The organism is Microbacterium sp. ZW T6_19 (assembly GCF_044987465.1).
Lineage (GTDB): Bacteria > Actinomycetota > Actinomycetes > Actinomycetales > Microbacteriaceae > Microbacterium > Microbacterium natoriense_A.
The window spans coordinates 151,887-171,884 of sequence record NZ_JBJDRH010000002.1 but is presented as its reverse complement, the minus strand read 5'-3'; the positions used below and the strand labels follow the sequence as shown (position 1 = coordinate 171,884).

Below are 19,998 nucleotides of genomic sequence, written 5' to 3'. Positions count from 1 at the left end.
GGACCCATCGAGTCTACCGGCGGCCTCCTGGGCACCACCGGAGACGGGCCGTGACTAACCTCGTTGCGCAGTCGTTACGCAACCCTGACCGGTTCGTGACCGATCTCACGGCGTCCATGCGGACTTCGCCCCATAGCCTGCCCGCATGAACATGACACGGAGGGTCCTCGCAGTACTCGTCCTCGTCTCGCTCGGCGCCTTCGGCCTCGCCGGCTGCGCGGCATCGTCCGGCGGCGGTTCGGTCCAGAACGCCGGGCAGGCCCCGGCGCAGGACGTCCCCGCCGAGGCCGATCCCGGCGAGCCGGATACCGCGGTCGTGATCACCGGGCGCATCTCGATCGTCGCAGAGGATCCGATCGACGCCGCGGGTGCGGCGACGGTGATCGTGACGGATGCCGGCGGCCGCGTGAGCGCGCGCACGGAGCATGCAGCCGAAGACGGCAGCCAGGCATCCGCCGACATCACCCTGCGCATCCCCGCCGACGCCCTCGAAGACGTGCGCAGCGAGCTCGCAAGTCTCGGCACCGTGAAGGAGACCACGTTGGACTCCGCAGAGGTGGGCGGCACGCAGCGGGACCTCGATGCCCGGATCACGACGCTCCGGGCATCGATCGCGCGCTACAACGAATGGCTGGGAACGGCCTCGGCGACCTCCGACCTCATCGAGCTGGAATCGGCGATCGCCGAACGGCAGACCGAGCTGGAGGGTCTGGAGGCACAGGCCCGCGCGCTCGATGACCAGGTCGCCATGTCCACGATCACGCTGAGCCTCATGTCGGAGTACGTGCCGGTCAAGACGGCGCCGGACGACTTCGGCGAGGCGCTGCTCGTCGGCTGGAACGGCTTCGTCGCCTTCTGGAGCGCGGTGCTGATCGCCCTCGGCGTGGCTCTTCCTTGGCTCGTGCTGTTCGCGGCGATCGCGGTCGGCGCCACGCTGCTGACGATCCGCGCCCGCAGGCGTCAGTCCATGCGGCCGCAGCCGCCGCAGCCGGTGCTCGACGCCGCCCTCTTCCCGGCGCCGGAGCAGATGCCGGCGCCGGAGCAGGTCACGGGGCCGCGCTAGTCCTCGAACAAGCCGCGGATGTCTTCAGCAGTCAGGGACTGGGCGAACAGTTCGTCGTCATCCATCACCGCCGTGAACAAGCGCGCCTTGCGCTGCTGCAGCTCGAGCACCTTCTCCTCGATCGTGCCGGCCGAGATCATGCGGTAGACGAACACCTGGCTGGTCTGGCCGATGCGATGCGTCCGGTCGATCGCCTGAGCTTCTGCGGCAGGATTCCACCACGGGTCAAGCAGGAAGACGTAGTCGGCCTCGGTGAGGGTCAGACCGAACCCTCCGGCCTTGAGACTGATGAGGAACACCGGCTGCTCGCCCGCCTTGAAGCCGTCGATGACGTCCTGGCGGCGACGGGTCGAGCCGTCGAGATGCGCGTACGGGATGCCGGCCTCGTCGAGTCGCGCTGCAGCGAGATCGAGGAACGACGTGAATTGGCTGAACACCAGCGCCCTGTGCCCCTCCGCCTGCAGCTCCATCACGCGTTCGAGCAGCGTGTCGAGCTTGCTCGAGCCGATCTCCGCATCGTTCTCGTCGATGAGGCCGGGCGCCAGGCTCAGCATGCGCAGCAGCGTGAGCGAGCGGAACACGATGAACCGGTTCTTGTCGAGATCGTCGATGAGACCGAGAACCTTCTGCCGCTCCCGCTGCAGGACGACGTCGTAGAGGGCGCGGTGCGCGGGGCTCAGCTCCACCTCGAGCAGCTGCTCCTGCTTGGGCGGCAGGTCGGCGGCCACGAGTTCTTTGGTGCGCCTGAGCATGAGGGGGCGGATGCGGCGACGCAGCTGCGACAGCCGACGCTGGCGGTACTCGCCGCCCTCCTCGTTCTCGGGGACCTTGCCCTTCTCGATGGGCTGGATGTAGCGATCGCGGAACTTCCTGGCCGAGGGGAACAGTCCGGGGGCGGCGAGCTTCAGGAGCGACCACAGCTCGGAGAGGCTGTTCTCCATCGGCGTGCCGGTGACGGCATAGGTCACGTCGGCGCGGAACGTGGAGATCGCCCGATGCAGCTTCGTCTTCGGGTTCTTGACGAACTGCGCCTCGTCGAGGATGAGCCCCGCCCACTCGACCGTTCCGAACTCCTTCTCGTCGAGACGCGCCACGGTGTACGAGCTCACCACGATGTCGGCGGATGCCGCGGCATCCGCGAGTCGCCCGGACCTCTTGCCGCTGGTGCTCTCGACGAGCACGACCCGCAGGCCGGGCGTGAACCGGGCCGATTCCGAGCGCCAAGTGCTGAGCACCGAGGTCGGCGCCAGCACGAGGAACGGCCGCTTCTCCCCCGCCTCACGCGTGTGCTGCACGAAGCTGAGCAGCTGCAGCGTCTTGCCGAGACCCATGTCGTCAGCGAGGATGCCGCCGAGCCGATGCCGCCACAGGAACGCGAGCCAGTCGAAGCCGGTCTTCTGATACGGCCGCAGGTCCGCGTGCAGTCCTCGTGGCAGCGTGGTCGGCGGAACACCCGTCGCCTGGCGCAGCCCGTCTGCCATCGAGCGCCAGCTCACCGCCGATTCCGACTCGTCGGCGAGGTCTTCGAACTCCTCCCAGAGATCTGTCTGGTAGCGGCTGATGCGCGGGCCGGTCTCCCACTCGTCGAGCTCGCCTGCCTCGTCGATCAGCTCACGGAGACGGTCGAGAGCCGGATGCGCGAGCGAGAAGTAGCTGCCGTCGACGAGCAGCAGCTTCTTCTTGCCCTTGCTCAGCGCCGTGAACAGGGGGCCGAAGGGGATGTTGCGACCGTCGATCGTGACGATGATGCCGAGGTCGAACCAGTCGGCGTCGGTGGACTCGAGGGTGGAGACCTTGACCTCCGGGTCGCCGGTGAGCTCGCGATACTCCTTGCGCGTCCCGGTGGTCTCGACGACCACGCCCACCGCCTCGAAGGCGGGGACGACGTGCGCGACGAACGCAGCGGCGTCGATGTCGTGGAACGATCCGGATGCTCGGAACCGTGTGGTGCTGTGATCCTGCCAGACCGCCTCGAGCTCCGCACGCTTCGCCGCTTCCGCATCCGCGTCGCGTACTGCGGCTCCCGTCCATTCGAAGGGGACGGTCCCGAAGCCCCGGTAGCTCCACCGGAAGGCGTAGCTGACCACGTCTCCGCGTTCGAAGGCGACCGTGAGCTGCGGCCGGGGTGCGGGGACGTCGGGAAGCTCGACCGGGCCGCGAGTGCGCACCAGCACGCTCCTCGCGAGCAGCGGATAGGCATCGGCCACGAAGGCCTTCTCATCGGCAGCGGGCACAGCGATCGCCTGTCGCGCCGAGAGCAGGGTGTGCACGGGCGCCGACAGGGCATGCTCGACGAGGGCGATCTCCATCGTGCTCCCGCGCAGGGTCGCCGCGTAGACGCCGCTGTGCCCGACCGGATGAACCTCCGCCGCTGACACGTCCTGACCGTCGATCGTGATCTCCGCCGAGATCGACAGAGCGCCGTCGTCGTCGCGGATGATGGACGCCGTGATCTCCGCCGCGTCTGCCAGCCGCACCGAGGCGCTCTTGTGCGCGCTGATCAGAGGGATGCCGAGAGCCGCGCCCGCTCGGAGATGCGCCCACAGCAGGGTCGATTCGATCTGGTCGAGCACGAGCCACTCGCCGGCATTGCCCGAGAGCAGCGAATCGCGCGAGATGCTCAGCAGGTCGCCGAACCATCGGCTCTGCGCACGGCCGAACCTCGCCGCATCCCGCCGCACCGTGTCCCACCCGGCGTGCCCCTGGATCCAGGCTCCGGTCTGCTGGCTGCGCATCAGCGGACGGATCGCGAGCTGCAGATCGCCGGTCGGCTTCGCGAGGTCGCGCGGGGTGGCGGGCCGCACCGCGCGAGGGGCCCAGTGATTGTCGCCCCTCGGCTCTCGATGGCGGAGCTCGACTCCGAGGCCGAGCGGCTGGAAATGCTCGGCGGATGTCGGCCCGGTGAGAGCACGCCATGAGGGTGCCGCGGGTGCGGGGGCCGGAAGCGCGGGCTCGGACGTGTGCGCCGTGGAGGCCACCCCGGCCTGCTGGTTGTACTCGTGCACGTTCGAGGCGAGCAGAGCGGCGACCACGTGCTTGCACGCCGATCCCACCGGGCACGTGCACCGAGTCGAACGCACTCGTCTCTTGCCGCTCGACGAGATGAACGTGACCTCGCTCAGGTACTGCGCTCCCGCGCTGCCCTTGACGTACGCCTCGAGCTCCTGCCGATCCTCATGCCAGATGAGATCGAGCACATTGCCTTCGCGGAAGTACGCGAGTCCGCGCGTATACCCGCCCGCGTCGGTGATCTGCATCAGATCACGAAGATCTACATGTGGCGCGGGCATGACGATATCCTTCCCGCTGCATCCGACATCATCGGAGCGGTGCCGAACGAGGGATGATCAGACGGCGCGTGCCACGCGGGCCAGCACGCCGTGCACGAAGGCTCCGGAATCGTCGGTCGAGAACTCCTTGGCGAGCTCGACCGCCTCATCGATCGCGACAGCGGTCGGGACCTCGTCGTTGTAGAGGATCTCCCACACTCCGATGCGCAGCAGGGCGCGATCGACGGCAGGCATCCGCTCGAGCTTCCAATCGCGGCTGTGCGTCGTGATCTGCTCATCCACTTCGTCGCGGTGGTCGATGATCCCGTCGACGACCTCGCGCGCGTACAGCCAGGAGGCCTCGCGGGCGGGCTCGCTGGCCGCCCGCTTCGCCTCGGCCGCCAGGGTCACCGACACATCGTCGCCGCGAACATCGGCGGAGAAGAGGATGTCGAGTGCGCGCTTGCGCGCCTTCGTCCGAGCGCCCACGCCTTACTTCTCGCGACCGAGGTACTCGCCGGTGCGAGTGTCGACCTTGATCTTCGTCCCGGTCTCCACGAACAGGGGAACCTGCATCTCGTATCCGGTCTCGACGGTCGCAGGCTTGGTTCCGGCTGAAGAGCGGTCGCCCTGCAGGCCGGGCTCGGTGTAGGTCACCTCGAGGATGACGGATGCCGGCAGGTCGATGTACAGCGGGTTGCCGTTGTTCAGCGCGATCGTGACCTGCTGGTTCTCGAGCAGGAAGTTCTTCGCGTCGCCGACGGTGGCGGCTCCCACCGTGAGCTGGTCGTAGTCCGAGCTGTCCATGAACACGAAGCCGTCGCCGTCTGCGTACAGGTAGGTGAAGTCGCGGCGGTCGACACTCTCGATCTCGATCTTCGCGCCCGCGTTGTAGGTGCGGTCGACGACCTTGCCAGACACGACGTTCTTCAGCTTGGTCCGCACGAATGCGCCGCCCTTGCCGGGCTTGACGTGCTGGAACTCGATGACGTTCCAGAGCTGTCCGTCGATGCTGAGGACGACGCCGTTCTTGATGTCTGCGGTAGATGCCATGCGCTGAGAGTTCCGTTCCTGAGTCTGCGGGCTCGGTGGAGCCGACAGTCGATTCTACGGGATGAGCGGGACAGGACTCACAGGTATGACCGGTTCATGGCGAGCACGACCTCAGGAACGTCCCTCGTCGATCTCCGCGAGCAGGTCGCGGAGCGCCTTCTCGATCGATGCGTGGTCGTACTGCCCGGCTCGGCTCTCCCCCGAGATCACCGCACAGCGGTGCACCCGGCGAAAGTCGCCGTAGGGGAACTTGCACCGCCCCTTCGTGCCGGCCGTCTCCGCCGTTTCCTCGCCGAGGTGCCACTTGGCGAACTCGTCCATGCCGTGCTCGTCGATGAACGCGTTCTCGTCGTCGGTGCTGGGCGCGTGCTCGCTCCAGTCGTCTCTCTCGTCGCGCACGACGTTCCCGTCGCGGATCAGCCGGCGGGCCAGCTCGAGTGCTTCCTTGTTCAGTCGCACGCTCATGCGCGCCTCCTCTCCGTCGCCGGGAGGCGTCGCGGCCGACGCACCGGCTGACAGAACGCTAGCCTCCGGAACTCGTGCGAGCGACCCCATTGACGCCGCTCGACGAGCGGTTCATCTTTGAGCCGTTCAAGGAGGTGCGTGCATGTTCAGCAGGACATCTGCCCGGCGGAGAACCGGAGCCGCCCGCGCGCCGGATCCGACCATGGTCACCGATCAGCCCGCGCTGCGCACGTCGTCGGGCGCGATCTGGATCATCGTGGCGGCGCTGTTCACCGCGGTGAGCCTGGTGCCTCTCATCGCGATCGTGGCCGATGGCAGCAGCGCCGCCCCCGTGGCACTCGTCACCGCATCGCTCCTGGTCTCGGGACTCGTCGCGCTGGTGACCGTGCGTCTGATGGTGACCGAGCGATCGCCGCGCCTGCGTGCGCTCGCCGGGTGCTTTCTCGGCATGACGCTCGTCACGCTGATCGGTCTGCTGATCTGCGTGGCGATCGTGTGGGCGCCGCTGACGGGCTGAGCCGTCGGCGCATTCAGACCAGTGCGGCGAGCTCCCTCACCGCGTCCGCATAGCCGTAGACGCCTCGCCCGATCACGCGCACCGCGGCGACGTCGTGCAGGTAGGAGAAGTGCCGGAACTCCTCGCGTGCGTAGACATCGGAGATGTGCACCTCCGCGAAGGGAAGCCCGACCCCGGTGAGCGCGTCGCGCAGCGACACTGATGTGTGCGTCAGCCCGCCGGGGTTGATGACGATGCCGGCGCAGTCCTCACGTGCAGCGTGGATCGCGTCGATCAGCACGCCCTCGTGGTTGCTCTGGATCGCGCGCAGATCGAATCCCGCGGCCGCGGCAGTGTCTGCGGCGATCCTCTCGACATCGGCGAGCGTCGCAGATCCGTAGATCCCGGGTTCACGGGTGCCGAGCAGGTTCAGGTTCGGGCCGTTGACGAGCAGGAGCCGACGCAGAGCGGTCATGCCTGCACGCTACCGGTCGGAGCGAGTGCGCGACGCATGACCCATTCGCGCCCGAATCCCGCAGTCTCGATCTCACCCGAACGGACGAAGCCGCAGCGGGCATACACCGACTGGGCTCGCTCGTTGTCGACGTGCACCTCGAGAAGGAGATCGGACAGCCCCTGCCCGAGCGCCCATTCGGCGGCGGCGTCGAGCAGTGCGTCGATGACGCCGGCTCCGCGATGCCCCTCCGCGACGAACACGCCGACGATGAGGCCCGCGTCGCGGCGCTCGCGATGCGGCAGCACGGTGACGGTCCCCACCCATCCGCCGGTGTCCGTCACCGCGACGAGCTGCGCCGCGGCCGCGTCTCCGGCGGCGTTCGCTGCCCGATCCTGCCAGAACGCGTCAGGTTGAGCGCTCGCGCGCTCGACCGTATCGAGGAAGGCGATGGGCGCGGCGGGGTCCGCCAGCGCGAGCAACCGCAACGCCTTGACCTCGCGCCACTCGTCCGCCTCGATCCGCCGGACGGCGATGCTCATGCGCCGATCTCCTGGTATGCGGCGAACAACAGCGACTCGTCCGGCGCCTGCAGCACGGTCGGCTTGCCGATCTCGTCGAGCACGATGAAGCGCAGCATTCCGCCCCGGCTCTTCTTGTCGCGCTGCATGGTCGCGAGCAGCTGCGGCCAGGCACCGGCCCGGTAGGACGTGGGCAGGCCCAGGGATTCGAGGATGCTGCGGTGGCGTTCGGCCGAGTCATCCGACAGCCGCCCTGCGAGCCGCGACAGCTCGGCGGCGTACATCATGCCGACCGAGATCGCCGCGCCGTGCCGCCACTTGTACCGTTCCGCGTGCTCGATCGCGTGACCCAGGGTGTGGCCGTAGTTGAGGTTCTCGCGCTGACCGGCCTCACGGAAGTCGTCGGACACGACCTCTGCCTTCATGCCGATGGCGAGTTCCACAGCACGACGGAACTCGGGAGTCGTCGTATCGACAGCTCGTGCGGGATCGGCCTCGATGATGTCGAGGATCTCCGGCGCCCAGATGAATCCGGCCTTGACGACCTCGGCGAAGCCGGCCGTCGCCTCGTTCGGGCTCAGGCTGCCGAGTTCATCGAGATCGCCGATCACGGCACGCGGCGACCAGAACGCACCCACGAGGTTCTTGCCCTCGGCGGTGTTGATGCCGGTCTTGCCCCCCACGGAGGCATCTACGAGTCCGAGCACGGTTGTCGGCACCTGGACGAGCTGCACGCCGCGCAGCCATGTGGCGGCGACGAAGCCGGCGAGGTCGGTCACCGCTCCCCCGCCGTAGCCGATCACGGCGTCGGTGCGGGTGAAGTCGGCCTGGCCCATGACCTGCCAGCAGAACGCGGCGACCTCGATGCGCTTGCCCTGCTCTGCATCGGGGACCTCTGCCAGCAGCACGTCGCGCGGCCCGTTCTCGGTGTCGGCGAGCAGTCGATCGCGCAACTCGGCGGCGCGCGCGGCGAGCGTCGGCGGGTGCACGACGAGCACCTTGCGCACCGTCGGCGCGAGCGCGGCCGAGACGCGGTCGAGGATGCCGCGACCGATCATGATGTCGTAGGGATCGGTACCGGTCACGGTGATCGTGGTCGTGCTCATCGTTGTTCTCTCCTCCATGCCGCGATCTCCTCCGCGATCCGCTGCATCGGGCGGCGGGACGTGTCGAAGGTCACCGTGGCCACCTCGTCGTACAGGTCGCGCCGTTGCGCGAAGATCTCCGTCCACCGTGCGAGCGGATCCTCGCCGGCGAGCAGCGGGCGACCGCTGCCGGTGATGCGTTCCGCGACGGCGTCGGGCGTCACCGTCAGGTAGACGACCGGATGCGCCCGCAGGAGCGCGCGCGTTCCGGCATCCGTCACCGCGCCGCCGCCGAGCGACACCACGCCGCCTTCGTCGAGTGCGGCGCTGACCGCCTCGCGTTCGAGCTCGCGGAAGTGCTTCTCACCGTGCTGGGCGAAGATGGCGGGAATCGGTCCGTGCTCCCGCGCGATCCGCTTGTCGGTGTCGATGAATGCCACACCGAGTCTTCGCGCCACGCGTCGGCCGACGCTGGTCTTGCCGGCCCCCATGGGGCCGACCAGCACCAGCGTCAGCTGATCAGGCTCGCTCGTCATGCGCGATGAGCGCCGCCTCGGAAGCCGGAGCAGTGCGCAGCTCGGCCGGGATGGCCTCGAGGTAGCTCTCGAGATTGCGGCGGGTCTCGCGGACGCTGTCGCCGCCGAACTTCTCGAGCACGGCGTTCGCCAGCTCGATCGCGACCATGGCCTCGGCGACCACGCCCGCGGCGGGCACCGCGCACACGTCGGAGCGCTGGTGATGCGCTGTGGCGTCTTCGCCGGTGGAGACGTCGATCGTGCGCAAGGCGTGCGGGATGGTGGCGATGGGCTTCATGCCGGCGCGGACCCGCAGCACCGTGCCCGTCGACATTCCGCCCTCGGTGCCACCCGCACGGTCCGAGCCGCGCGTGATGCCGTCATCGGTGGCGAACAGCTCGTCGTGCGCGGCGGATCCGCGGCGACGCGTGGTCTCGAAGCCGTCTCCGACCTCGACGCCCTTGATCGCCTGGATGCTCATCAGCGCCTGCGCGAGACGCGCGTCGAGGCGCCGATCCCACTGCACGTGGGAGCCGAGCCCCGGGGGCAGGCCGTAGGCGAGCACCTCGACGATGCCGCCGAGCGTGTCGCCGTCCTTCTTCGCGTCGTCGACCTCGGCGACCATCAGAGCAGACGTGGCCGGGTCGAAGCAGCGCAGCGGATCGGCGTCGAGCGCGTCGACGTCATCGGGCGTCGGCACCGGCGAGCCGTAGGGGACCTGGACGGGGCCGATCGAGAGCGTGTGGCTGACGAGGCGGATGCCCAGCTCGCCGAGGAAGGCGCGGGCGATCGCGCCGAGAGCGACACGGGCGGCGGTCTCTCGCGCGCTCGCGCGCTCGAGTATCGGCCGTGCCTCGTCGAAGTCGTACTTCTGCATGCCGACCAGGTCGGCGTGCCCCGGGCGCGGACGCGTCAGCGGGGCGCTGCGACCTCGGGACTTGTCGGTGAGCTCGACAGGCTCGGGGTTCATGACCTCGATCCACTTCGGCCACTCGGTGTTGCCGATCCGCAGGGCGATCGGACTGCCCAGGGTCTTGCCGTGGCGTACGCCGCCAGAGATCGTGAGCTCGTCCTGCTCGAACTTCATGCGCGAGCCGCGGCCGTAGCCGAGCTTGCGGCGCTCGAGATCGGCCTGAATGGCCACGGAAGACACCGGAACGCCGGAGGGAAGGCCCTCCATGACGGCAATGAGTTCTGGACCGTGCGATTCGCCGGCCGTGAGCACGCGGAGCATTGCTCTAGTCTCCCACGCGTTCGGACGTGTCTCGTCCCGCGTGACGTCCCGTCGCTACAGAACCGCGCGCATCGCCGCCACCACGGCGGCCTCATCGGGCAGCACGGCCGCGGGGTCGCCGTGTGCGAAGACGCGGATCTGCCGCACGGCCTGGTGCAGGAGCATCCCGAGTCCTGCGATCGCCTCACCGCCTGTCCACGCGCTCGCGAGCGCCGACGGCCACGGTGAGTACGCGACGTCGAAAAGCACCCCGCCGTGATCGGCCAGCGGGCGCACGACGCTCTCATCGAGCGCGGTCCCACCGGGAAGCGAGGCGATCGTCAGCTCGACCGTGGAGGCGGGCTCGTCGAACGTCGACACGGTGACCGTGACGCCGAGCTTCTCGCCCAGAGCGACCAGTCCCGAGGCTCGATCCGGTCTGCGGGCCCGTACATCGACGCGGCCGGCCCCCATGTCGCTCACGGCGACGAGGGCGGATGCCGCCGTCGCCCCCGCTCCCAGGAGTCGCACCGCGTCCGGCGCGACGACGCCGTTCTCCCCGAGCGCGTCGACGATTCCCCCGACGTCCGTGTTGAACCCCGCGATCCGCTCGCCCAGCAGGAGCGTGTTGGTGACTCCGGTCAGCTCGGCATGTGCATCGTGCGAGTCGGCGACGCGGAACGCCTCGTCTTTCAAAGGCATCGTCAGCGACAGGCCGCGCCAGGAGTCGTCCAGATCGCGCACCGCACCTGCGAATTCGGCCTCCGTCACCTGTCGGCGGTCGTACTCCCAGTCGAATCCGAGAACCCGATAGGCGGCCGCATGCAGCAGAGGGGACTTCGAGTGCGCGATGGGGTCGCCCCACACCGCCAGCCGCGAGCGGCTCATCAGCTGCAGCCGCCGTCTGGGTTCGCCTTGCACCAGGCGTCCCACTGCTTGATCGCAGCCTGGTGCTCTTCGTAGGTGGTGGAGAACACCGTCTCACCGGTCTCGAGGTTCACCGTCACGAAGTAGAGCCAGGGACCGTCTGCCGGGTGCATGGCCGCGTCGATGGCGGCATCGCTCGCGCTCGCGATCGGCGTCACGGGGAGTCCCGTGTTGACGTAGGTGTTCCACGGGTTCGGATCCTCGAGGGCTTCTTTCGAGCTCGAGACGACGCCCTCGTGCAGCGAACCGTAACCGTACTGCGCGGTCGAGTCCATCTGCAGCTTCATGTCGATGTCGAGGCGGTTCTGGATCACGCGCGACACCTTCGCGAAGTCGTCCGTGCGGCCCTCGCGCTGAATGATCGACGCGATCGTGAGAATCCTCTCGGCGTCGGCATCCGGCACGCCGGCAGCGGCGAGCGACTCGCGCGTGCGGTCGACCATGCGCTGGATCACCTGCGTCGAGGTCACTCCTGGGTCGAAGGTGTACACGGCCGGGAACAGCCAGCCTTCGAGAGACTGGGCGGCGACTCCGTACACGCCGGGGTCGGCGACGGCAGCCTGCAACTCCTCGATCGGGAAGCCCATCGTGTCGGCGATGCTCGGCAGGATCGACGCGATCGTGCCGCCTTCCGCGACCGACACGGTGTTCTCGAGCTTGTTGTCGGGGTTCTGCAGAGCCTCGAGCGCGGCGGCGGCCGTCATCTTCTTCTGCAACCTGTACACACCCGGGTAGAAGGTCGCGTTGGGGTCTTCTTCGAGCAGATAGTCGTAGAACACGTCTTCGGTGCGCGTGACGCCGGCCTCGTAGAGCGCGGCGGACACCGGCTGTCCTGTGTCGCCCTCGCTGATCGTCACCATCGCCTCGCCTGTCGCGAGATCCGGTTCCCAGTCCTTCGGGTCGCCCCAACCCATCGCGTCGCTGATCTTGTCGCCATAGGTGTTCCACACCCACGCGCCACCCGCTGCGAGCCCGCCGAGGACGGCGAGCACGATGATGAGAGCCACGAGGCAGCCCGTGCGACGCTTCTTCTTCGGCGTGCGGGGATGCTCGTCGTGGTCGTCGTGGAACAGGTCGTCGAGCCCGCCGCCGAGAGCAGGAGCGGCTGGCGTCGGTGTCGATGTCGGTGTCGGCGCCGGTGCAGCGGCGCCGATTGGCGTCGATGCCTCCTGCTCCGTCTGAGCGGTCGGCTGAACCGGCATCGCATCGGATGCCGGGAGCGGCGCTGACGACGTGACCGCTGCTTCGGCGGGCGGCGACGGCTCGGCAGCGATCGTCGGTTCCGCAGGCGGATTCTGTTCGACCGACGCGGGCTGCTCGGCGCTCGCGGGCCTCTCGGAAGACGCGGAGGCGTGAGCGGTCGGAGCCGCGGCGCCGGACGCAGCCGCTGCGGCCTCGCGTGCGGCGCGACGGGAGCCCGGGGCTGGGGGCGCGTCGTCGACGACGGGAATCTGCGGCGACGGATCGGGAAGGTTCTCGAACAGGTCGCCGAGGCGGGCGTCCGGATCGTGCTGGGGGGACGCACTCTCACGTTCGGGCATGGTCAGCGGGACTCCTCATCGAGCGGAATCATGGAGCCGGGAGCTCTTCCCGTGCTCTTCTCCGTGTCGATCGCCTGCTGCAGAAGCACAACCGCGGCGACCTGATCCACAATGCTACGAGAGTTCTTCTGGGTTCTGCCCGAAGAACGAAGGGCGGCGTGGGCGGTCACCGTGCTCAACCGCTCGTCGACGAGACGCACAGGGATGCCGGTGCGCTCATGGACCGCGGCAGCGAACTCCCGAGCGTCCACGGTCGACGCGGTGTCGTCTCCTCGCATGTTGACGGGCAGACCGACGACGAACTCCAGCGGCTCGTACTCGACCGAGAGCTCTACGAGACGATCGATCGACGACTCCGAGCGCGGCACGGTCTCGACCGGCACCGCGAGCATGCCGTCAGGATCGCAGCGAGCGACGCCGACCCGCGCCTTGCCGACGTCGATCCCGAGCCGCACGCCGCGACGGAACCCGCTCACGCTGCGTGCAGCTCCTGAGAGACGGCGTCGAGCGCCGAAGGCAGAGCCGCGGCATCCGTCCCACCGCCCTGAGCGACGTCGTCGCGTCCGCCGCCGCCGCCGCCGAGGATGCCTGCAGCGCGCTTCGCGAGGGCGCCGGCCTTGGCGCCGGCCTTGCGCGCCGCGTCGTTGGTGGCGACGACGACGACGGGCCGGCCGTTCACGACGGCGCCGAGAGCGACGACCGCCGCCGCCGAGCCGAGACGGTCACGTACTCCGAGCACGAGGTCTCGCACGTCGTCTGCAGAGGCGATCTCGCCGAGCGACTGCGCAGCGACATGGAAGTCGCCGACGCGCACCGCTGCGTCCGCGATGGCGGGAACCTGACCGGCGCGTTCCTTCGCCTCGAACTGCGCGATGCGCTTCTCGGCGGCTTTCAGGCTCGCGGCGAGGTCTGCGATGCGTTCCGGCAGCTGCTCGCGCGGGGTCTTCAGAGAGGTGCTCAGCTGAGAGACGAGAGCACGCTCGGCGGCGAGGTCACGGAACGCGTCCTGGCCGACGAGGGCCTCGATGCGGCGGTTGGACGCGCCCACGGACGACTCCCCGACGATGCTGACCAGACCGATCTCCGCACTCGTGGAGACGTGCGTGCCGGCGCACAGCTCGCGCGACCAGGGACCGCCGATGTCGACCATGCGCACGACGTCGCCGTACTTCTCTCCGAACAGCGCCATGGCACCGGCTTCCTTGGCCTCGTCGAGCGAGACGATGCGCGTGGTCACTTCGAGGGCGTCCTGCACGGCACGGTTCGTGATCTCCTCGATCTCGGTGCGCGTGTCGGCCGAAAGGGCCTGCGACCACGAGAAGTCGAAGCGCATGTAACCGGCGCGGTTCAGCGAGCCGGCCTGCGTGGCCGTCTTGCCGAGAGTGTCGCGAAGGGCGGCGTGCACGAGGTGCGTGGCGGAGTGGGCCTGTCGGGCGGCGCGGCGGTTCGCCGCGTCAACCACTGTGGTCGCGGCGTCGTCCACCGCGACCGTGCCGCGGCTGACCTCGACCGTGTGGCTGATGAGACCGGGAACGGGGCGCTGGACGTCGAGCACCTCGAGTTCGAATCCGGGACCGACGATCGTGCCCTTGTCGGCCACCTGTCCACCGGACTCGGCGTACAGCGTGGTCTCAGCGAGCACGACCTCGGCGATCGCCCCTTCGGAGGCGCTCGCGACCGACTGGCCGTCCACGAGGATCCCGAGGATGCGGGATTCGACTTCGAGAGCCGTGTAGCCGTCGAATCCGGTTTCGCCGAGTGCGCGGAGATCCCGGTACACCGAGACGTCGGCCAGCTGGCGCTTGCGGTTTCGGGCGTCGGCCTTGGCGCGCTGCCGCTGCTCCTGCATGAGCGAGTCGAACGCCGCACGGTCGACCGCGAGGCCCGCCTCTTCGGCGACCTCGAGGGTGAGGTCGATCGGGAAGCCGTAGGTGTCGTGCAGCAGGAACGCCTCAGAGCCGCTGAGCTGCGATCCGCCGCCCTTCTTGGTCTCGTCCAGGGCGAGGTCGAGGATCGTCGAGCCCGCAGCGAGCGTGCGACGGAAAGTCTCCTCCTCGGCGAAGGCCGATGCCGACAGCGTCGACCAGTCGGTCTCGAGAACCGGGTAGGCGGTCTTCATGGCGTCGCGGGATGTCGCGAAAAGCTCAGGGAAGACGGGCTCATCGACGCCCAGCAGACGCATGGCGCGGACGGTGCGGCGCATCAGGCGGCGCAGGATGTAGCCGCGGCCCTCGTTCGACGGTCGGACGCCGTCGGAGAGCAGCATGAGCGAGGAGCGGACGTGATCGGCGATCACGCGGAAACGCACGTCGTCTTCGTGAACGGCCCCGTAGGTGCGGCCGGACAGCTCGACTGCGCGGTCGAGCACAGGACGGACCTGATCGGTCTCGTACATGTTCTCGACGCCCTGCTTGAGGAACGCGACGCGCTCGAGGCCCATGCCGGTGTCGATGTTCTTCATCGGCAGCTCGCCGACGATGTCGAACTCGGTCTTGCCTCGGATGTTCTCGATGAAGTCCTGCATGAACACGAGGTTCCAGATCTCCAGGAACCGCGAGTCGTCGGCGGCCGGTCCGCCGTCCTTGCCGTAGGCGGGCCCGCGGTCGAAGAAGATCTCGCTGTCGGGTCCACCAGGTCCCGGCTGGCCGGTGTTCCAGTAGTTGTCTGCGCGGCCGAGTCGCTGGATGCGCTCGGGCTTGAGGCCGATGATGTCCCGCCAGATCGCTTCGGCTTCGTCATCCGTCTCGTAGACGGTGACCCAGAGATCCTTCTCGTCGAAACCGAGACCGCCATCTGCCTCGGACGAGGTCAGCAGCTCCCAGGCGTAGCGGATCGCTCCCTCTTTGAAGTAGTCGCCGAACGACCAGTTCCCGAGCATCTGGAAGAACGTGCCATGGCGAGCGGTGCGGCCCACCTCTTCGATGTCGTTGGTGCGGATGCACTTCTGCAGATCCGCGATGCGCGGATGCGGCGCGGGAACGACCCCCGTGAGGTACGGGATCATCGGCACCATGCCTGCGACGGTGAACAGCAGCGACGGGTCGTCGCTGACCAGCGATGCCGAGGGGACGATGAGGTGGTCGTTCTTCTCGAAGAAGTCGAGATAGCGCTGCGCGATCTCCGCAGTTTTCATAGCTGTGCCGGGTGTCCTTGCGTGTGAAAGGGAGTGAGGTGCCGCGCGAGAGCGCGATTCAGTCGTCAGCGGGCTCGGTGAGCCGCGCCTCCTGCTCGCGATACGCGTCGCCGATGATCGCGGTGAATCCGTTGATTCTGGCGTCGAGCTCGGCCAGGAGGTCGTGACCGCGCGGGTCCTTGTTCATGAAGTGCGCCGCGACGAAGCCGCCGATCACGCCGATCAGGAACCAGAGCACGTTCTTCATGTGATCATCCTTGCCTTGTGCCCGCGAGGGCGCGGTGCCTCCATCGTATGCGGAAACGACAAGAGGCGTCGGGTCACCCCGACGCCTCTTGTGCGGAACGCTGGATCAGCGAGCTGCGTAGTACTCGACGACGAGCTGCACTTCACAGGTCACGGGGACCTCGGCGCGCTTCGGGCGACGGAGCAGACGAGCCTGGAGCTTGTCGAGCTCGACCTCGAGGTAGCCCGGAACGGGAGGCAGGACCTCGGCGTGGCCGCCGGCTGCTGCGACCTGGAAGGGCTCGGTGCCCTCGCTCTTGGCCTTGACGTGGACGAGCTGACCCGGCTTCACGCGGAACGACGGGCGGTCGACGAGCTGGCCGTCGACGAGGATGTGGCGGTGCACGACGAGCTGGCGAGCCTGCGCGGTGGTGCGGGCGAAGCCCGAACGCAGCACGAGGGCGTCGAGACGCATCTCGAGGAGCTCGACGAGGTTCTCACCCGTCAGACCCTCGGTGCGGCGGGCCTCGTTGAACGTGTTGCGCATCTGCTTCTCGCGGATGCCGTACTGCTCGCGCAGACGCTGCTTCTCACGAAGGCGGACGGCGTAGTCGCTGTCTGCCTTGCGCTTGGTGCGGCCGTGCTCGCCCGGAGCGTAGGGACGCTTCTCGAGGTAGCGTGCGGCCTTCGGGGTGAGAGCGACGCCGAGGGCGCGGCTGAGACGCACCTTGCGGCGGTCCTGGGACTTCGTGGTCACGAAGCTGTCCTTCCGATGACGCGGTCGCGACTTTCGCGACTCGCGGACGTATCACCGCGTTCTGCCTTGGAGCGCACGCCGGGGCGCCAGCAAGGTGGGGTGTGAACGAGGAGATGCCCGAAAACTCGGTTTCGAGCCGGTCAAGTCTAACAGATCGGCAATCACTCCCGCGGGATGCCGCGGACTCCGGCGTCTTCGAGCATCCGCTCGCCCTGCGCAGCCCCTGGTCCTCCTGCCGTGAGCCACACGATCGACGCCGCCAGCGCGCACACCGCGACCACCGTCCACGGCGTCAGATAACCCTGCGTCAGCACGCAGCCGACCGCCGCGACCAGCAGCAGCGTGCACAGCGCGGCCGCCCACAGCGGCATGATCCGAGGGCGCTCTGCCGGCCAGCGCTTCTCGATCGGAGGGATGATCACGCAGAACACCGTGATCACTGCGAAGATCGCGAGCAGCCACGGGACGCGCGTGATCCACCACTCTGTGCTCAGCACGCTCGGGAAAGGCAGCCCGAGCGCGAGCTGCACGCCGACGACCACGGCCATCGCGACAGTGTGCCACAGGTACACGACCATGCCGTAGATGCCGAGGGCTCCGATGGTGACGAGCACCGCTCGCCGTCGCATGAGCGCGCGGATCGCCGGCTGCAGCAGCGTGAACAGATACACCTGAGCGAGTCCGAGGAGCAGCAGGACGACGGTCGGCGGGTTCAGGTTCGCGATCATGTCGGGGTCGTATCCCATACCGAACACCGCCACGCCGATCAGCGCGTAGGCCACCAGCGCGAGCGCGAGCAGCAGCCACGCGGGCCGGCGCGAGTACCACTGGTCTCGCACGCCGAAGCCGAGCTGCTGCACGAACAGCCAGAGGAACAGCCAGTTCAACGCGCCGAGCGGCACGCCCAGGTACTTGCCTGCCAGGTCGATCACGACGACGAGAGCGGCGAGCGTGAAGTAGGTCGCCCACGCCGCACGGTGGTGCAACCACGCCATCAGCGGCACGCAGGAGGTGCAGATCGCGTAGACCGCGATGAACCACAGCGGCTCGGCGAGCCGGAAAGCGAAGCTGCGCAAGAACTCGGGATCGGCTCCGAGTGCGGCCATCGCACCGATCGTCACGAGAACGCCGACCATGGCGAGCAGCACAGGGCGGGCGAGTCGCAGCGCGCGCACTCGGATGTACTCCCCCGCTGTCTCCCCTCGGTGACGCAGCCGTCGCCATGTCGTGATGCCGGCGAAGCCGCCCGCGATGAAGAACGTCGGCATGATCATGCCGATCCATGTGATGCCTGCCAGCGGCTTCCACTCGGCCAGCGCGTTGAACGCCCTAAGCGGCTCGCCGTCGATCCCCATCTGGAACGCGTGCAGCAGCACGACGATCGGCAGGCAGATCGCACGCACGAAGTCGATCGAGAGGTCGCGGTCGGGCGGGATCCGGATCGGACTGCGTGACATGTGCCCACTGTAGGGGGTGGGCCGAGCCTCTCAACGGATCAGCGGTCGTCGAGGATGCGGCGGATCTTCTCGAGCCGCGCAGTGATGTCGCGTTCGGCTCCGAGGTTCTTCGGCTCGTAGTAACGGCGACCCTCGAGTTCGTCGGGGAGGTACTGCTGGGGAAGGATGCCGAACTCGCTGTCGTGGGGGTACACGTATCCGCGCCCGTGCCCGAGTCGCTTCGCCCCCGGGTAGTGCGCATCGCGCAGATGCACCGGCACGCGTCCGAATCCACCCGCGCGGATGTCGGCGATCGCCGCGTTGATGCCCTCGTAGGCGGCGTTCGACTTCGCTGTCGTCGCGAGGTACACCGTCGCCTCGGCGAGCGGGATCCGCCCCTCGGGCATGCCGATGAATGCGACGGCGTCGGCCGCGGCGACAGCGATCGTCAGCGCTTGCGGATCGGCGAGCCCGACGTCTTCCGACGCCGAGATGACCAGTCGCCGCGCGATGAAGCGCGGGTCCTCCCCTGCCTCGATCATGCGTGCCAGATAGTGCAGAGCCGCATCGGGGTCGGATCCGCGGATCGACTTGATGAAGGCGCTGATCACGTCGTAGTGCTCGTCACCCTGCCGGTCGTAGCGCAGCAGCGCCTTGTCGACGGCCTGCGCGACGTCGTCGCCGCTGACGGCCGGATTCTTGTCGTCTCCTGCGTTCGACAACGCCACCGCGGCCGCGGCCTCCAGCCCGGTGAGAGCGCGGCGTGCGTCGCCCGAAGCGAGCCGGATCAGCGACGATCGCGCCTCGTCGGCGAGCGTGACCGCGCCGTTCAGTCCGCGCGCATCAGTGACGGCGCGGTCTATGAGGAGGCCGATGTCATCGTCGGTGAGGGGCTGCAGGGTCAGCAGCAGCGACCGCGACAGCAGCGGCGAGATCACCGAGAACGAGGGGTTCTCGGTCGTCGCCGCGATGAGCAGCACCCAGCCGTTCTCGACACCCGGGAGCAGCGCGTCCTGCTGGGCCTTCGTGAACCGGTGGATCTCGTCGAGGAACAGGATGGTCGTCTGCCCGTACAGGTCGCGCTGCGTGATCGCCTCCTGCATGACCTCGCGCACGTCCTTGACGCCCGCCGTGATCGCCGAGAGCTCGACGAACCGCCTGCCGGACGAGCGGGCGATCGCCTGAGCGAGCGTCGTCTTGCCGGTGCCGGGAGGTCCCCACAGGATGATCGACACCGCTCCCGGCGAGGCGGCGGCCGGGTCGGCCAGCGCCACGATCGGCGAGCCGGCGCGCAGCAGATGCTTCTGCCCGGCGACCTCGGCCAGCGAGATCGGCCGCATGCGCACGGCGAGCGGCGTCTGCCCGGAGAGGAGCGCGGCGGCGGAGGTCATGCACTCCAGGCTAATGCCGGCCTCCGACGCCGGCGACGATAGGCTCTCAGGCGACGTCGTCGTTTCACGTCCAGTAAGGGAGCACACGGCATGGCCGCACGCGGTTCGAAGAGCGCACAGCAGGCGCGCACGGAGGCAGAGCGCGCTCGACTGCACGCAGCGCGCACGTCCTGGCACGACGGTCGGATCCGTCGTCGCGTACGCGACAACACGATCGCCGGCATCCTGGGCGGCCTCATCGTCGCCGGTGCCGTGGCGAGCCAGTTCGTACACGCTCAGGCCACCGCTCCCGAGCCGACGCCCACGCCGACCTCGACAGTCGCGCCCACGGACGCCCCGGCCCCCGAGCCGACACCGGTCGAGACGCCTGCGGAGTGATCCTGCGCTGACACGGCGCCGTCCGCGCCTGTGAGATCTGGAACGAGATCTCGACCGTCGTCAGCAACCTCATCGG

Annotated in this window: 20 protein-coding genes; 3 read left to right on the top strand and 17 right to left on the bottom strand. The window is 68.5% G+C overall.

What is annotated here, in order from left to right; genetic code table 11:
• Positions 1-145: 145 nt before the first annotated feature.
• Positions 146-1,063, top strand: coding sequence for a DUF4349 domain-containing protein (locus ACI3KT_RS03255; protein WP_404902551.1), 918 nt, complete (start codon positions 146-148; stop codon positions 1,061-1,063).
• Here the strand turns inward: ACI3KT_RS03255 and ACI3KT_RS03250 are convergent.
• From ACI3KT_RS03250 to ACI3KT_RS03235, 4 genes are all read right to left on the bottom strand, one after another.
• The gene (locus ACI3KT_RS03250) at positions 1,060-4,353 is read right to left on the bottom strand and encodes an SNF2-related protein (RefSeq protein ID WP_404902549.1); all 3,294 of its coding nucleotides are present in this window, start codon (positions 4,351-4,353) and stop codon (positions 1,060-1,062) included. The two genes, ACI3KT_RS03255 and ACI3KT_RS03250, sit on opposite strands and share 4 nt — an antisense overlap.
• A gap of 57 nt (positions 4,354-4,410) precedes the next feature.
• Positions 4,411-4,821, bottom strand: coding sequence for a transcription antitermination factor NusB (nusB, locus tag ACI3KT_RS03245; protein WP_292911171.1), 411 nt, complete (start codon positions 4,819-4,821; stop codon positions 4,411-4,413).
• A gap of 3 nt (positions 4,822-4,824) precedes the next feature.
• Positions 4,825-5,385: an elongation factor P gene (efp, locus tag ACI3KT_RS03240; protein WP_292911173.1), complete on the bottom strand. Its 561-nt coding sequence runs from the start codon at positions 5,383-5,385 to the stop codon at positions 4,825-4,827.
• A gap of 111 nt (positions 5,386-5,496) precedes the next feature.
• Positions 5,497-5,850: a hypothetical protein gene (locus ACI3KT_RS03235; protein ID WP_404902548.1), complete on the bottom strand. Its 354-nt coding sequence runs from the start codon at positions 5,848-5,850 to the stop codon at positions 5,497-5,499.
• 202 nt (positions 5,851-6,052) lie between these two features.
• Here ACI3KT_RS03235 and ACI3KT_RS03230 point away from each other — a divergent pair, with 202 nt between their 5' ends.
• Positions 6,053-6,367 carry a hypothetical protein gene (locus ACI3KT_RS03230; RefSeq protein WP_404902546.1) on the top strand — a complete coding sequence of 105 codons (315 nt, stop codon included), beginning with the start codon at positions 6,053-6,055 and terminating at the stop codon, positions 6,365-6,367.
• Positions 6,368-6,380: 13 nt separating this feature from the next.
• Here ACI3KT_RS03230 and ACI3KT_RS03225 read toward each other — a convergent pair whose 3' ends face one another.
• The 13 genes from ACI3KT_RS03225 to ACI3KT_RS03165 all read right to left on the bottom strand — a co-directional run bounded on the left by ACI3KT_RS03225 (position 6,381) and on the right by ACI3KT_RS03165 (position 19,544).
• Positions 6,381-6,821 carry a type II 3-dehydroquinate dehydratase gene (locus tag ACI3KT_RS03225; protein ID WP_404902544.1) on the bottom strand — a complete coding sequence of 147 codons (441 nt, stop codon included), beginning with the start codon at positions 6,819-6,821 and terminating at the stop codon, positions 6,381-6,383.
• A complete protein-coding gene (locus ACI3KT_RS03220; protein WP_404902543.1) occupies positions 6,818-7,342 on the bottom strand; it encodes a GNAT family N-acetyltransferase in 525 nt (174 codons plus the stop codon). The genes ACI3KT_RS03225 and ACI3KT_RS03220 overlap by 4 nt, the downstream gene beginning before the upstream one ends.
• Positions 7,339-8,427, bottom strand: coding sequence for a 3-dehydroquinate synthase (gene aroB, locus ACI3KT_RS03215; protein ID WP_404902541.1), 1,089 nt, complete (start codon positions 8,425-8,427; stop codon positions 7,339-7,341). The genes ACI3KT_RS03220 and aroB overlap by 4 nt, the downstream gene beginning before the upstream one ends.
• Complete coding sequence (locus tag ACI3KT_RS03210; protein ID WP_404902539.1) at positions 8,424-8,942, bottom strand: shikimate kinase; 519 nt, start codon at positions 8,940-8,942, stop codon at positions 8,424-8,426. Before ACI3KT_RS03210 ends, aroB begins: the two co-directional genes overlap by 4 nt.
• Positions 8,926-10,155 (bottom strand): chorismate synthase, encoded by a 1,230-nt coding sequence (gene aroC / locus ACI3KT_RS03205; protein WP_292910878.1) that lies wholly within the window; start codon positions 10,153-10,155, stop codon positions 8,926-8,928. The genes ACI3KT_RS03210 and aroC overlap by 17 nt, the downstream gene beginning before the upstream one ends.
• Before the next feature lie 54 nt (positions 10,156-10,209).
• Positions 10,210-11,022, bottom strand: a complete 813-nt coding sequence (locus ACI3KT_RS03200) for a shikimate dehydrogenase (protein WP_404902538.1) — start codon at positions 11,020-11,022, stop codon at positions 10,210-10,212.
• Positions 11,022-12,602 (bottom strand): endolytic transglycosylase MltG, encoded by a 1,581-nt coding sequence (gene mltG, locus ACI3KT_RS03195; protein WP_404902536.1) that lies wholly within the window; start codon positions 12,600-12,602, stop codon positions 11,022-11,024. Before mltG ends, ACI3KT_RS03200 begins: the two co-directional genes overlap by 1 nt.
• A 2-nt stretch (positions 12,603-12,604) precedes the next feature.
• Positions 12,605-13,078 (bottom strand): Holliday junction resolvase RuvX, encoded by a 474-nt coding sequence (gene ruvX, locus ACI3KT_RS03190; protein WP_292910884.1) that lies wholly within the window; start codon positions 13,076-13,078, stop codon positions 12,605-12,607.
• Entirely contained in the window at positions 13,075-15,735 is a 2,661-nt protein-coding gene (alaS, locus tag ACI3KT_RS03185) for an alanine--tRNA ligase (RefSeq protein ID WP_292910886.1), read from the bottom strand. The genes ruvX and alaS overlap by 4 nt, the downstream gene beginning before the upstream one ends.
• A 58-nt stretch (positions 15,736-15,793) precedes the next feature.
• Positions 15,794-15,982 carry a hypothetical protein gene (locus ACI3KT_RS03180; RefSeq protein WP_045258523.1) on the bottom strand — a complete coding sequence of 63 codons (189 nt, stop codon included), beginning with the start codon at positions 15,980-15,982 and terminating at the stop codon, positions 15,794-15,796.
• 105 nt (positions 15,983-16,087) lie between these two features.
• Positions 16,088-16,717, bottom strand: coding sequence for a 30S ribosomal protein S4 (gene rpsD, locus ACI3KT_RS03175; protein ID WP_292910889.1), 630 nt, complete (start codon positions 16,715-16,717; stop codon positions 16,088-16,090).
• A 161-nt stretch (positions 16,718-16,878) separates the two neighbouring features.
• Positions 16,879-18,174 (bottom strand): acyltransferase, encoded by a 1,296-nt coding sequence (locus ACI3KT_RS03170; RefSeq protein WP_404902534.1) that lies wholly within the window; start codon positions 18,172-18,174, stop codon positions 16,879-16,881.
• Positions 18,175-18,212: 38 nt separating this feature from the next.
• Complete coding sequence (locus ACI3KT_RS03165) at positions 18,213-19,544, bottom strand: replication-associated recombination protein A (protein WP_307296990.1); 1,332 nt, start codon at positions 19,542-19,544, stop codon at positions 18,213-18,215.
• Positions 19,545-19,634: 90 nt separating this feature from the next.
• Between ACI3KT_RS03165 and ACI3KT_RS03160 the strand changes: the two genes are divergently transcribed.
• Entirely contained in the window at positions 19,635-19,922 is a 288-nt protein-coding gene (locus ACI3KT_RS03160; protein WP_307296992.1) for a hypothetical protein, read from the top strand.
• Positions 19,923-19,998 lie beyond the last annotated feature (76 nt).

Excerpts from the sequence above, each read along its gene's own strand:
- ACI3KT_RS03180 (WP_045258523.1), bottom strand. The coding sequence starts at position 15,982 with ATGAAGAACGTGCTCTGGTTCCTGATCGGCGTGATCGGCGGCTTCGTC.
- ACI3KT_RS03165 (WP_307296990.1), bottom strand. The coding sequence starts at position 19,544 with ATGACCTCCGCCGCCGCGCTCCTCTCCGGGCAGACGCCGCTCGCCGTG.
- aroC (WP_292910878.1), bottom strand. The coding sequence starts at position 10,155 with ATGCTCCGCGTGCTCACGGCCGGCGAATCGCACGGTCCAGAACTCATT.
- ACI3KT_RS03220 (WP_404902543.1), bottom strand. The coding sequence starts at position 7,342 with ATGAGCATCGCCGTCCGGCGGATCGAGGCGGACGAGTGGCGCGAGGTC.
- alaS (WP_292910886.1), bottom strand. The coding sequence starts at position 15,735 with ATGAAAACTGCGGAGATCGCGCAGCGCTATCTCGACTTCTTCGAGAAG.
- ACI3KT_RS03160 (WP_307296992.1), top strand. The coding sequence starts at position 19,635 with ATGGCCGCACGCGGTTCGAAGAGCGCACAGCAGGCGCGCACGGAGGCA.
- aroB (WP_404902541.1), bottom strand. The coding sequence starts at position 8,427 with ATGAGCACGACCACGATCACCGTGACCGGTACCGATCCCTACGACATC.
- ACI3KT_RS03225 (WP_404902544.1), bottom strand. The coding sequence starts at position 6,821 with ATGACCGCTCTGCGTCGGCTCCTGCTCGTCAACGGCCCGAACCTGAAC.
- efp (WP_292911173.1), bottom strand. The coding sequence starts at position 5,385 with ATGGCATCTACCGCAGACATCAAGAACGGCGTCGTCCTCAGCATCGAC.
- ACI3KT_RS03235 (WP_404902548.1), bottom strand. The coding sequence starts at position 5,850 with ATGAGCGTGCGACTGAACAAGGAAGCACTCGAGCTGGCCCGCCGGCTG.
- ACI3KT_RS03170 (WP_404902534.1), bottom strand. The coding sequence starts at position 18,174 with ATGTCACGCAGTCCGATCCGGATCCCGCCCGACCGCGACCTCTCGATC.
- ACI3KT_RS03200 (WP_404902538.1), bottom strand. The coding sequence starts at position 11,022 with ATGAGCCGCTCGCGGCTGGCGGTGTGGGGCGACCCCATCGCGCACTCG.
- ACI3KT_RS03250 (WP_404902549.1), bottom strand. The coding sequence starts at position 4,353 with ATGCCCGCGCCACATGTAGATCTTCGTGATCTGATGCAGATCACCGAC.
- ACI3KT_RS03255 (WP_404902551.1), top strand. The coding sequence starts at position 146 with ATGAACATGACACGGAGGGTCCTCGCAGTACTCGTCCTCGTCTCGCTC.
- ACI3KT_RS03230 (WP_404902546.1), top strand. The coding sequence starts at position 6,053 with ATGGTCACCGATCAGCCCGCGCTGCGCACGTCGTCGGGCGCGATCTGG.
- ACI3KT_RS03210 (WP_404902539.1), bottom strand. The coding sequence starts at position 8,942 with ATGACGAGCGAGCCTGATCAGCTGACGCTGGTGCTGGTCGGCCCCATG.
- mltG (WP_404902536.1), bottom strand. The coding sequence starts at position 12,602 with ATGCCCGAACGTGAGAGTGCGTCCCCCCAGCACGATCCGGACGCCCGC.